At 42.4% G+C, this 12,086-nt stretch carries 13 protein-coding genes and 1 other annotated feature; of the genes, 9 read left to right on the top strand and 4 right to left on the bottom strand.

Features of this window, described 5'->3' with window-relative positions; all coding sequences use genetic code 11:
- Nucleotides 1-218: 218 nt before the first annotated feature.
- On the bottom strand, nucleotides 219-746 hold the full coding sequence (locus BEN71_RS00480; RefSeq protein WP_068975474.1) for a plasmid replication DNA-binding protein: 528 nt from the start codon (nucleotides 744-746) through the stop codon (nucleotides 219-221).
- A gap of 84 nt (nucleotides 747-830) precedes the next feature.
- A complete protein-coding gene (repM, locus tag BEN71_RS00475; protein ID WP_068975475.1) occupies nucleotides 831-1,760 on the bottom strand; it encodes a replication initiation protein RepM in 930 nt (309 codons plus the stop codon).
- Between the two features lie 749 nt (nucleotides 1,761-2,509).
- Here repM and BEN71_RS00470 point away from each other — a divergent pair.
- Nucleotides 2,510-2,776 carry a hypothetical protein gene (locus tag BEN71_RS00470; RefSeq protein ID WP_068975476.1) on the top strand — a complete coding sequence of 89 codons (267 nt, stop codon included), beginning with the start codon at nucleotides 2,510-2,512 and terminating at the stop codon, nucleotides 2,774-2,776.
- 59 nt (nucleotides 2,777-2,835) lie between these two features.
- On the opposite strand, the gene BEN71_RS00465 is transcribed toward BEN71_RS00470, so the two are convergent.
- A complete protein-coding gene (locus BEN71_RS00465) occupies nucleotides 2,836-4,011 on the bottom strand; it encodes a MobA/MobL family protein (protein WP_068975477.1) in 1,176 nt (391 codons plus the stop codon).
- Between the two features lie 306 nt (nucleotides 4,012-4,317).
- Between BEN71_RS00465 and BEN71_RS00460 the strand changes: the two genes are divergently transcribed.
- The 7 genes from BEN71_RS00460 to BEN71_RS00425 all read left to right on the top strand — a co-directional run bounded on the left by BEN71_RS00460 (nucleotide 4,318) and on the right by BEN71_RS00425 (nucleotide 10,063).
- Nucleotides 4,318-5,079: a hypothetical protein gene (locus tag BEN71_RS00460; RefSeq protein WP_068975478.1), complete on the top strand. Its 762-nt coding sequence runs from the start codon at nucleotides 4,318-4,320 to the stop codon at nucleotides 5,077-5,079.
- A 133-nt stretch (nucleotides 5,080-5,212) separates the two neighbouring features.
- Nucleotides 5,213-6,432 (top strand): IS3 family transposase gene (locus tag BEN71_RS00455; RefSeq protein WP_100249712.1). Its coding sequence is split into 2 segments (ribosomal slippage): nucleotides 5,213-5,489 and nucleotides 5,489-6,432, totalling 1,221 coding nucleotides; the frame shifts between segments, so codons are not numbered across the junction.
- Nucleotides 5,488-5,604: a sequence feature (AL1L pseudoknot), on the top strand. (Overlaps the previous gene by 117 nt.)
- Nucleotides 6,433-6,566: 134 nt before the next feature.
- On the top strand, nucleotides 6,567-7,382 hold the full coding sequence (sul2, locus tag BEN71_RS00450; protein ID WP_001043260.1) for a sulfonamide-resistant dihydropteroate synthase Sul2: 816 nt from the start codon (nucleotides 6,567-6,569) through the stop codon (nucleotides 7,380-7,382).
- A 169-nt stretch (nucleotides 7,383-7,551) separates the two neighbouring features.
- Nucleotides 7,552-8,355 (top strand): aminoglycoside O-phosphotransferase APH(3'')-Ib, encoded by an 804-nt coding sequence (gene aph(3'')-Ib / locus BEN71_RS00445; RefSeq protein ID WP_001082319.1) that lies wholly within the window; start codon nucleotides 7,552-7,554, stop codon nucleotides 8,353-8,355.
- The gene (locus BEN71_RS00440) at nucleotides 8,355-9,191 is read left to right on the top strand and encodes an aminoglycoside O-phosphotransferase APH(6)-Id (RefSeq protein WP_000480968.1); all 837 of its coding nucleotides are present in this window, start codon (nucleotides 8,355-8,357) and stop codon (nucleotides 9,189-9,191) included. Before aph(3'')-Ib ends, BEN71_RS00440 begins: the two co-directional genes overlap by 1 nt.
- A 220-nt stretch (nucleotides 9,192-9,411) precedes the next feature.
- The gene (locus BEN71_RS00430; RefSeq protein WP_004967307.1) at nucleotides 9,412-9,768 is read left to right on the top strand and encodes a type II toxin-antitoxin system RelE/ParE family toxin; all 357 of its coding nucleotides are present in this window, start codon (nucleotides 9,412-9,414) and stop codon (nucleotides 9,766-9,768) included.
- Nucleotides 9,761-10,063, top strand: a complete 303-nt coding sequence (locus tag BEN71_RS00425; RefSeq protein ID WP_001140620.1) for a helix-turn-helix domain-containing protein — start codon at nucleotides 9,761-9,763, stop codon at nucleotides 10,061-10,063. Before BEN71_RS00430 ends, BEN71_RS00425 begins: the two co-directional genes overlap by 8 nt.
- A gap of 118 nt (nucleotides 10,064-10,181) precedes the next feature.
- On the opposite strand, the gene BEN71_RS00420 is transcribed toward BEN71_RS00425, so the two are convergent.
- A complete protein-coding gene (locus BEN71_RS00420) occupies nucleotides 10,182-10,823 on the bottom strand; it encodes a TetR/AcrR family transcriptional regulator C-terminal domain-containing protein (RefSeq protein ID WP_004787586.1) in 642 nt (213 codons plus the stop codon).
- Nucleotides 10,824-10,888: 65 nt separating this feature from the next.
- On the opposite strand from BEN71_RS00420, the gene tet(39) reads away from it, so the two are divergent.
- Nucleotides 10,889-12,076, top strand: coding sequence for a tetracycline efflux MFS transporter Tet(39) (gene tet(39), locus BEN71_RS00415; RefSeq protein WP_065996278.1), 1,188 nt, complete (start codon nucleotides 10,889-10,891; stop codon nucleotides 12,074-12,076).
- The last annotated feature ends 10 nt before the right edge of the window (nucleotides 12,077-12,086 follow it).

Genomic DNA, 12,086 nt, shown 5'->3' with positions numbered 1-12,086 from the left:
TTATTGGTTTAAAAACTAATGGATTCTATAGTTTATCTAAAATTAACATAATACACCTTATACGAAATGCTTTTGATTTTTCATTAAATTTCAGTGTCTTATGTCGATGTGAAAAGCCCAATCATCTCCGATTGGGCTTTTTTGTCGATTCTTCACGTTCCACGCCCACTATTTAACCAATGTTCCACGGGTTTAATAAGCCCAGGTGAACAATCAGATCAGCCATACGGCTTAAAGAAACGGCTCCAGAAGCCTCTTTGCTCCGGTTCAGGCTCAATATGCTCAGGAACAGGAATTCGCTTATTCTCGCTTGGCCTAGGAGTAGTTAATACCTCAGAATTAGTCTGTTGAACAGGCTGAGGTATATTGACTGTATTCTGCATTACAGACTGGTTTTTATCTTCCTGTTTAGATGGTTCTAGGACACCTTTAAACTCAATTCTATGGGTGAGATCTTCGATATGTTGCAGCAAAGACTTTTCTCTTTGATTTGCTAAATCCAACTGGTTTTTAAGTAAGGAAATCTGATCTTTTAGGACACTTTCAACCTCAGACTGGACGTGTACAGGTGCATCCCTTTGAACTTGTTCAGTACGTGTACTGGACTGAACACCAATTGGATTTCCATAAACTCTTATTAATTCTGATAGATCTATAAGTCCATCATTATCCCTTGATAATTCTCCATTTTTTATAGCTTCATAGATTGTTGTTCGTGATTTTTTAAAGGCTTTACTAGCGTCCATAACGCTAAATTTTGTTGTGTTCAATGTAGTCCCTCAGTGCATGTACACGGATGTTCATCTGAACATCCTACCTGAACATGAAGTTTATTTTGCGTTAAATCCTACTTTTTTAAGATACGGTAGTAGTTCTTCAAATTTCTCTTGATTCTGTAGCATTTCAGCAATTCGAATAGCAAATTGTGCATAGCTTTCGGTACCTTGAGAGTACTTACTCATGTCAGCAAGTTCTGACAGTTTATTAGCAAACAAATGGCGTTGTGCATCGGTCATTTTCGAGAAAAGATCAAGGGTATTTGAACTCTTACTATTTGCATTAGCTGTAACTCCTTTCTTTTGTTTGAAAGAAAATGAAAAACCTGAAATGTTACGTCCCTTTTTATGCTGTTCGTATTTAACAGTAATGTCAGTGTGTTCATTAATTTGAGCAATAGCTAGATTTAGTACCCGATCTTTAAAATTGCCCATTCTTGTGTATTCATCATCGAGAATACCTATCTTGTTTCTAAATTCTGTTAGTTCAATAACTGGTGTTTGACCTGTACTGCGCCAAGCAATCAATAACTCGTATAAACGTACAGCATAAGCACTACTGAGATTACTAATTTGCTGTAACTCATACTTTGTGAACTGTACTTCCAAACGTGTAATAAGGGGAACAATAGCTGGTGCAAAGATCAGCTTTACTGTTGCTTCATCATCGATATATCTAATTTCGCTAACCCAACGACTTAGAACATTCTCAACATTCCCTCTTTTGTTGATCTCTTGATAGCTAAATTGTCGGGCGAATAAGTCTTTACAAGCATCTTTCAAGGCCTGGTAGGCTGTTTGTCTTGCAACATTAAACTGGTTGATATAGCTCTCTGCATGGACTTCTAAAGGATCATTTGCATTAATCCCTTTCCCACTTTCCCTTGCTTCAACAATAGCCAATAAAATTAAACGTTGTTCTACTAAGTCTAAGTTATAGCTTGCGTTGATTAAGGCATTGTCTTTAACAACTAAATCCCGCATCTTATGTATCTACATTATTATTTATGAATATAAGTCTATATTAATAATTATGTAGATTTATGCAAGGTAAACGTAGTTAAATCTACTGAAAATATTTTGTAGATTTATGGTAGGTAAACGTAGTCATATTGGTAGGTAAACGTAGTCATATTGGTAGGTAAACGTAGTCATATTGGTAGGTAAACGTAGTCATATAGCGTCTGTAACCATTGTGAATAAAGGCTTTCAGTATGTCTAAAAGCATTTAAAAACTTTAAAAATAATTAAAAGCCCAGGTCATGAAAAATTGCCCTTGGTTTTCGCTTCGCTCAAACTCTATTGAATCTCGCTTTCGCTCGATTCTAGGGGGCAATTTTTTACTTAATTTCGTTGTAGCTTGAATAAAAAGCAAAAGCTCTATCGTTCGCGCACTTCGTGACGCTCTGATTCTAAATCACGTAAGTAAAGGGGAGCCTGTAATCAGGGAAAAAAGCGGGTGAAATTTTAATGATGTCAGTTCGCTCGTAGACACTCGCTCTGTAAAGTTAGGTGATATTCCAAAAAGTGTCGCTACTTAAGTAATAATACTTTTTGAATATTCCATATGCATAGGACATAAAATGTTTTACACATATTATGGTAGTTTTAATTTTTATAAATTGAACATTATTTAATCAAAAGTAACTTTTTTTCCAAAAATGCAACGTATGAAATCATGAAAAATTAAAAATTGTTATGCTCCAATTTTCTGCCCAAAAGAGAGAGTTCACATGAACTTTTTTAAAGAAAATGAAGAACATATTTTATTGTATTCAAAAATTAGTTATTGCGATAAGACGGCATATTTACATTTACTATTTTCAAATGGTGAGCTGACGTTTAAAAGTACTGATCTGATAAGTGTTAGTTATGAACAGATATATTTGCTCAAAGAGAATAAAAACATGGCAATACAAATAAATCCTAGTTCTGAAAAAGAAATTCATAATTTACAGCTTCTTTTTAAAGAAGCTGTAAATTATGAATCGACTTGCTAATCAGTCGATCGTAGCACACGCTCTTTATATACCTTCTAGGTATATAGAAAACATCAAACCTAGGGACCGCCAAAATCATAATCATCATTCTTTGGTTTAGGCTGTATGGATGACAGAGTAGATTCAGCAGGTTGGTTGGTTTGAATAACTTTCGATTGTTCAGCCTGAGATTTTAAGACAGGATTGAACTCGATTTGGGGATCTGGATATTCGAGTGAATTTTTCAGCTGGTAATCCATCCTGTTCAGGTTCCAATGTTCAGTCTGAAGCATTGGCTTCTGTGTTTTGATGATTTCTTTGAAATCTTGATTGAGTTCTTTTTGGTTTTTGGCTTTTTTGGCCAAGTAATTCAAGTAGTGCATGACTTCGAGTGAGGTGTAAGGCTCATTCAAGCATGAATAGAAATATTCATGTGTCTGCGTCTGTTGCCGCTGCTTTTGTTCCATTTCTCGTTCTTTGGCATTGTGCAGCCGGATTTTCTGGATCTCAGCCAGGTATTCCACGGTTTCATTCTGTTTCCCAGCACCTAATTTGGGTTCCGGGAGATACAAGGTGCCATGGATCTCGTTGTATTTCTCATAGTTGTCAGCTGAAACCTGATTTTTGATGGTGATGTCTTGGCCATCCAATGTGTAGGTGACGGTAGGGCAGTGCTGTGCAAGGGCATCATTCAGATGGTTTTCCCATTGTTTTCGGATATAGATTAAAAAAGTGGAATAGTCTGCGTGGCCATCCTGCAGCTGGATTTTCTTTGCACCGCCTTTGCTTGGATCTTTGGGGTTATAGCGTTTGAAATATTGTTCGGCTGTCCGTTCAATACTGTCATCGGCTTTTAGCGAGAACATGATGTGACAATGAGGCTGATCTTCGCCACTGAGGCGCGATTTAACGTTATGTATGGCGTATGAATGCGGATATTGCTGTGGAACTATATGTTTGTCTAAAAACGTCTCTATGAGCGTTTTACGCTGTTCTGGCGTGAATTCGTTGGGGAGGGCAATTTCATACTCCATGTAGACTTTGGCATTGGCTCGCTCAAAAGTATCAGCGGCTTTCCAAAACTCAATGGGATCTTTCACCCAGGACGGCATGCATTTGCCAGGTTCAACGTATTCTAAAATTTCATCACTTTTTTTGCGGACGTTTTCGTATTGCATCAATCGGGCAATATAGAGGTAATGCTGAATGGCGTAGCCTTTATTTTTACTTTTGACGCTGAAGTGATAACTGGCCATGCTCACCTTTTTGTTGGTCTGGGATCGGTTTTTATGCAGTGAAACGGAATGAAAACCGCCCGGATTTGGAATGCCTGGATGGCTGAAAAATCCGGTTGAAGGGGGTCAAGGGGGAATCGCCCCATTGCGTACTAGTTTCTCCGATCAGGAGAAACTGTCAAGTGCGAATTATTTAAATTAAAAATAAAAATTCTTTTCAAGAAATTTTATTTTTAATTTAAATAATTATTTTCAGACTGACCGATTTAAATATGGTAAAACCATATTTAAATCGGTAACAGTTCTGAAAATTTGGCGGCAGATGATATGACCCAAGAAAAAGCAAAAAAGCGTGGTAGACCAGCTCAACTTTTACAAATAGCAGAGTTACATGCTTTCGTTGAGTTTCTTTTAGAGAAAAGGGATCGTTCTGAACTTCAAAATCAGGTTATTACTGCACTACAAACTGAAGACTTTAATTTTGAAATGTTGTCTGAAGCTCAACAGATTCTGGTGAAAGAGGCATTAAAACCCTACCGTGAACATCTAAAATTGCAGTTGTTGTTTGATGATCTGTCTAAAAATCCTAGACAGACTGAATATGAAGAAAAGTTTTTGGAATTATATAAAGGATATCAAAAGGACACTTTAGATCCAGCTGAAACGAATATCTTGAAAACAATGTGTACACGTTATCTGAGTTTCAAAGCCCATAAGCTTGAATTGAGTGATTTAGAGCTTTATTTGAGTCAGCTCCAGAAGAAGGAAGTCAGTAAAAAAAGGACCGCTGAAAATCATCGTAAATTTGAGTTGGGCGGTGCGGTGTTAGCTGCGTTTAAAGAGTTAGGAATTGATATTAGTAATGATACCCCTAAAGAGATTCAGAATAGTATTAGGAATATGACGAAATTTCACAATAATGTAACAAAATCTAAGATATATCAGGAGGTTGAAAAGTATAAAAATGGGTATTTTGAGCGAAATAAGATTTTTATTGATGTTCTAAATGGCTTGCATACTTGGACAAAAGAAGGAGTGACCTTGACTCAAGTCGAAATTCAGAAAGTACTGCGTAAAAACAATGAATAAGATTCTGTTAAGCCTATAAAGTGAGTGCTTAACGAAAAATACTACTGATAAGCCAATCACTCAAAATTTTAGGATTGTGGAACTGAACCGTACCGGGTTTGTCGGAGAGTCAATATTCTGAGAGACTATCCCGATGACAAAATTAAAATATGCCCCTGAAATCAGAGAAAGAGCGGTTCAATTATTGATTGAATCTGAAAAAGATTATCCATCGAATTGGGCTGCGATCACCGCTATTGCTCCCAAGATAGGTTGTACTCCTGAAACACTACGTGTTTGGTATCAAAAATATTTAGATAAACTAAATCCAGTTAAAGTACAGCAGCTTTCAGACCAAGAACGTATCAAACAACTCGAACGCGAAAATAAAGAACTGCAACGCGCCAATGAGATTCTACGTAAAGCAGCCGCTTTTTTCGCCCAGGCGGAACTCGACCGCCCACACAAATAATGGTGGATTTTATCCATAATAATAAAGAGCTGTACGGAGTCGAGGCGATTTGTAGAATTTTACCGATCGCACCCTCAACCTATTACCGGACTCTAGATCTCTGCGAAAACCCAGAACATCGAGCAAAGCGAGATCTACATGACTTGCATCATGCTGAACAAATTAAACGAATTTGGAAGGAAAGTTCAGGTCGATATGGTGTACGTAAAGTTTGGCAAAAACTGAAACGTGAAGGCTATATTATTGCACGCTGTACAGTTGCTCGATTGATGCAAAAGCTAGGTATACAAGGTGTTTGGCGAGGTAAGAATAAACAAACTACCCATAGCCGAGATGATCAAAAACGAGCAGATGACTTGGTGAAACGCAATTTTAGTGCTGATCACCCTGACCAGCTGTGGGTCGCTGACTTTACGTATATTCAAACAAATTCAGGCTGGGTCTATACCGCCTTTATTATTGATGTGTTCTCGCGAGCAATTGTTGGATGGAAAGTATCAACACGGATGAATACAGACATGGTGCTCGATGCACTGGAGCAAGCATTGCATGATCGAGGCATGCCAAAGAACGTGATTCATCATAGTGACAGAGGTGTGCAATATCTTTCCATTCGTTATACCAATCGTTTAGAAGCAGCAAATTTACGAGCATCAGTCGGTACGACCGGTGATTCATACGATAATGCTTTGGCTGAAACAGTGAATGGCTTATACAAAACAGAGGTGATTGAATATTTAAAAGCAGATTGGCAAGGTTTAGCGGATGTACAACTTGCGACATTAAATTGGGTAGATTGGTTCAATAAAGAGCGTGTACATAGTGCACTAGGTTATGTGCCACCTTTTGATTTTGAAGCAATGTACTATGATAAAATTAATCCGTTAGGTCAGGTGGCCTAACTTAAATAAAAAAGTCTCCGACAAACCCGGTACGGTTCAGATCACCGCAAACAGGTTACTCGCCTGGGGATTCCCTTTCGACCCGAGCATCCGTATGAGACTCATGCTCGATTATTATTATTATAGAAGCCCCCATGAATAAATCGCTCATCATTTTCGGCATCGTCAACATAACCTCGGACAGTTTCTCCGATGGAGGCCGGTATCTGGCGCCAGACGCAGCCATTGCGCAGGCGCGTAAGCTGATGGCCGAGGGGGCAGATGTGATCGACCTCGGTCCGGCATCCAGCAATCCCGACGCCGCGCCTGTTTCGTCCGACACAGAAATCGCGCGTATCGCGCCGGTGCTGGACGCGCTCAAGGCAGATGGCATTCCCGTCTCGCTCGACAGTTATCAACCCGCGACGCAAGCCTATGCCTTGTCGCGTGGTGTGGCCTATCTCAATGATATTCGCGGTTTTCCAGACGCTGCGTTCTATCCGCAATTGGCGAAATCATCTGCCAAACTCGTCGTTATGCATTCGGTGCAAGACGGGCAGGCAGATCGGCGCGAGGCACCCGCTGGCGACATCATGGATCACATTGCGGCGTTCTTTGACGCGCGCATCGCGGCGCTGACGGGTGCCGGTATCAAACGCAACCGCCTTGTCCTTGATCCCGGCATGGGGTTTTTTCTGGGGGCTGCTCCCGAAACCTCGCTCTCGGTGCTGGCGCGGTTCGATGAATTGCGGCTGCGCTTCGATTTGCCGGTGCTTCTGTCTGTTTCGCGCAAATCCTTTCTGCGCGCGCTCACAGGCCGTGGTCCGGGGGATGTCGGGGCCGCGACACTCGCTGCAGAGCTTGCCGCCGCCGCAGGTGGAGCTGACTTCATCCGCACACACGAGCCGCGCCCCTTGCGCGACGGGCTGGCGGTATTGGCGGCGCTGAAAGAAACCGCAAGAATTCGTTAACTGCACATTCGGGATATTTCTCTATATTCGCGGTTCAGCAGGCATGTCCCCTTTGAGGGCGACCCGACGACAGGATACCCAAGTTACGCCTTAAATTTGGATCAATTAGGGGCGCTTTGCATTTCAAATCTTTGTGCAACAAAGCCTCAGAAAACTGAAGGAACCTCCATTGAATCGAACTAATATTTTTTTTGGTGAATCGCATTCTGACTGGTTGCCTGTCAGAGGCGGAGAATCTGGTGATTTTGTTTTTCGACGTGGTGACGGGCATGCCTTCGCGAAAATCGCACCTGCTTCCCGCCGCGGTGAGCTCGCTGGAGAGCGTGACCGCCTCATTTGGCTCAAAGGTCGAGGTGTGGCTTGCCCCGAGGTCATCAACTGGCAGGAGGAACAGGAGGGTGCATGCTTGGTGATAACGGCAATTCCGGGAGTACCGGCGGCTGATCTGTCTGGAGCGGATTTGCTCAAAGCGTGGCCGTCAATGGGGCAGCAACTTGGCGCTGTTCACAGCCTATCGGTTGATCAATGTCCGTTTGAGCGCAGGCTGTCGCGAATGTTCGGACGCGCCGTTGATGTGGTGTCCCGCAATGCCGTCAATCCCGACTTCTTACCGGACGAGGACAAGAGTACGCCGCAGCTCGATCTTTTGGCTCGTGTCGAACGAGAGCTACCGGTGCGGCTCGACCAAGAGCGCACCGATATGGTTGTTTGCCATGGTGATCCCTGCATGCCGAACTTCATGGTGGACCCTAAAACTCTTCAATGCACGGGTCTGATCGACCTTGGGCGGCTCGGAACAGCAGATCGCTATGCCGATTTGGCACTCATGATTGCTAACGCCGAAGAGAACTGGGCAGCGCCAGATGAAGCAGAGCGCGCCTTCGCTGTCCTATTCAATGTATTGGGGATCGAAGCCCCCGACCGCGAACGCCTTGCCTTCTATCTGCGATTGGACCCTCTGACTTGGGGTTGATGTTCATGCCGCCTGTTTTTCCTGCTCATTGGCACGTTTCGCAACCTGTTCTCATTGCGGACACCTTTTCCAGCCTCGTTTGGAAAGTTTCATTGCCAGACGGGACTCCTGCAATCGTCAAGGGATTGAAACCTATAGAAGACATTGCTGATGAACTGCGCGGGGCCGACTATCTGGTATGGCGCAATGGGAGGGGAGCAGTCCGGTTGCTCGGTCGTGAGAACAATCTGATGTTGCTCGAATATGCCGGGGAGCGAATGCTCTCTCACATCGTTGCCGAGCACGGCGACTACCAGGCGACCGAAATTGCAGCGGAACTAATGGCGAAGCTGTATGCCGCATCTGAGGAACCCCTGCCTTCTGCCCTTCTCCCGATCCGGGATCGCTTTGCAGCTTTGTTTCAGCGGGCGCGCGATGATCAAAACGCAGGTTGTCAAACTGACTACGTCCACGCGGCGATTATAGCCGATCAAATGATGAGCAATGCCTCGGAACTGCGTGGGCTACATGGCGATCTGCATCATGAAAACATCATGTTCTCCAGTCGCGGCTGGCTGGTGATAGATCCCGTCGGTCTGGTCGGTGAAGTGGGCTTTGGCGCCGCCAATATGTTCTACGATCCGGCTGACAGAGACGACCTTTGTCTCGATCCTAGACGCATTGCACAGATGGCGGACGCATTCTCTCGTGCGCTGGACGTCGATCCGCGTCGCCTGCTCGACCAGGCGTACGCTTATGGGTGCCTTTCCGCAGCTTGGAACGCGGATGGAGAAGAGGAGCAACGCGATCTAGCTATCGCGGCCGCGATCAAGCAGGTGCGACAGACGTCATACTAGATATCAAGCGACTTCTCCTATCCCCTGGGAACACATCAATCTCACCGGAGAATATCGCTGGCCAAAGCCTTAGCGTAGGATTCCGCCCCTTCCCGCAAACGACCCCAATATGAAAAACCCCGGCAGGATGCTGGGGTTTTTTATTGCCTATCATTTCTCATTTGCAAAACAAGCATAATGCTCCTAAAATATAGACTATAATCTATATTTTGGTTGTGGTATGTGGATAGTCATTACGACAGATCTATTTAATGAATGGCTTGAACAGCAAGACGAATCAACACAAGAGAAGGTTCTGGCTGCCCTAGTTGTTCTACAGCAGCAAGGACCAAGTTTAGGCCGCCCTTTAGTAGATACTGTCTATGACTCTAAATTTACCAACATGAAAGAGCTTCGTGTTCAACATCGAGGTAAACCACTGAGAGCTTTCTTCGCATTTGATCCTTTACGACAGGCTATTGTTCTATGTATTGCTGATAAAGGCAGTAAAAAGCGTTTTTATAAAGACATGCTGGATATTGCAGATGAACAATACCAACTTCATCTCACCACCCTAGGAGATAAATCTAATGGCTAAGACTCTGCAAGAATTGTTAGCTAGCCGCTCTCCAGAGAGCCAAGCCCGTATTCAAAAAATGGCAGATGAATTACTGCTAGAAAATCAGCTTCATCTTATTCGTGAAGAACTTGAAATCTCTCAAAAGGAACTTGCTGAAACTTTGGGAATAAAACAGCCATCGCTTTCAGCAATAGAAAATCGTGGCAATGATCTTAAGATTTCAACCATGAAAAAGTATGTTGAGGCAATGGGCGGGAAGCTCCGTATTGATGTAGAGCTTCCAACAGGAAAACATATAGGATTCAATGTTTAACAATAAAAATGGGAGCTAAAGACTCCCATTTTTAGATTCGTATAATCGCCATTATGTTAAATAATTAAGGATAAAAGCTTTATTACTAAATAGAACAGTTGCTTAAAGCAGTATAGAGTTAAGTTTGCATTTTAATATCAAGTTGTCTTTCAGCACCGATAATCACCATACGAATCCCATTTTCAAAAATGTCATCCGCATTCATATTTTGTAAGGTATTCACTCCTTGGAGCATGAGTGGATATATAGTTGGATCGGCTTCGAATGGTGGGTCTGATCTTATTTCTTCTTGCTGCTCCTCAAGGACCCACCCAACAATAAACCTTCCTAATGTCATAAGTAATGCAACTGCTTCAACAGGAGAAAACCCAGCATGAGATAACAGCGCAACTTGGGCCTCAATCGTGTTGAAATGTCCTTGACTGGGGCTAGTTCTTGCATGTAGACGAGCACCATCACGGTAAGCTAGTAGTGCTCGACGAAAGCTTACAGAATTAGCGAGCAACCAATCTTGCCATGTCATCCCATCGATGGGTAAAGAAACTAAATGGTGTTCATTTATAATGGTTTCCGCCATTGCTTCCATTAACAAGGATTTATTCTTGAAATGCCAATATAGAGTTGGAGATTTAATACCCAATCGTTGAGCTAGCTTGCGTGTGGTTATTGAATCTATGCCTTCTTCATTCAACATATCCAATGCGGTACGCAGGACTATTTCACGTGTCAGACGTTGAGGTGCAATATCTTTTTTACTCATAAATCTATCACTGATAGGGAGTGTGTGAGAGAATATTAATTCTATCATTGCTAGAGAAGGCATTTGTGAAGAAATCATTGAGCGTGATTTTAATCACTATATTTCTGGATGCTGTTGGGATTGGTTTAATTATGCCGATCTTGCCTGAATTATTACGGTCATTGGCTGGAGCTGAAGCAGGCGGTGTTCACTATGGTGCTTTATTAGCTGTGTATGCTCTGATGCAGTTCATTTTTACACCTATCCTTGGAGCGTTGAGTGACCGATTTGGACGTCGACCTGTATTAATTATTTCAATTGCTGGTGCAACGGCTGATTATCTCCTAATGGCTGCTGCTCCTTCTCTATTGTGGCTATATATTGGTCGTATTTTTGCGGGAATTACAGGTGCCAACATGGCTGTTGCAACAGCTTATGTTTCAGATATTACTCCAGCCCATGAGCGTGCAAAAAGGTTTGGTCTCCTTGGAGCTGTCTTTGGTATTGGGTTTATAGCGGGTCCGGTAATAGGTGGAGTTTTGGGTGAATGGAACTTACATGCACCGTTCTTTGCTGCTGCTTTTATGAATGGGATTAATTTAATAATGACAGCAGTCTTATTAAAAGAATCAAAACACAGCAATAAAATGACTGAGAAGGTTCAGGAGCAATCAATATTAAAGAAATTATCCTATTTGATCACTCAACCTAATATGGCTCCATTGCTTGGTATCTTTTTAATTATCACATTGGTTTCACAAGTCCCCGCAACTTTATGGGTTATCTATGGGCAGGATCGTTATGGCTGGAGTATATTTATTGCAGGTGTTTCCCTTGCTAGTTATGGAATATGCCATTCTATTGCACAGGCTTTTGCTATCGCCCCTATGGTAAAGAGGTTTGGAGAGAAAAATACGTTGTTATGTGGAATAGCTTGCGATGCAATTGGTTTACTTCTTTTATCTATTGCTGTTGAAGAATGGGTGCCTTTTGCGTTGTTACCATTGTTTGCCCTTGGTGGAGTAGCCGTTCCTGCTTTGCAAGCAATGATGTCCAGAGGTATTAGTGATGAAAGACAAGGTGAATTACAAGGGCTATTAAGCAGTTTTAATAGTCTGGGGGCTATAATTGGTCCTGTATTAGTTACTAGCCTCTATTTTATGACTCAGGCATCAGCTCCTGGAATGGTATGGGCATTAGCTGCAATACTTTATGTAATCACCCTACCCTTATTGCTTAAGTATCGCCTGAATAAATATTCTGGAGTTCCATAAAATATTTAAT

The sequence above is a fragment of the Acinetobacter wuhouensis genome, from assembly GCF_001696605.3.
Lineage (GTDB): Bacteria > Pseudomonadota > Gammaproteobacteria > Pseudomonadales > Moraxellaceae > Acinetobacter > Acinetobacter wuhouensis.
The sequence above is the reverse complement of the archived record's forward strand: the minus strand, read 5'-3'. Positions and strand labels throughout refer to the sequence as shown.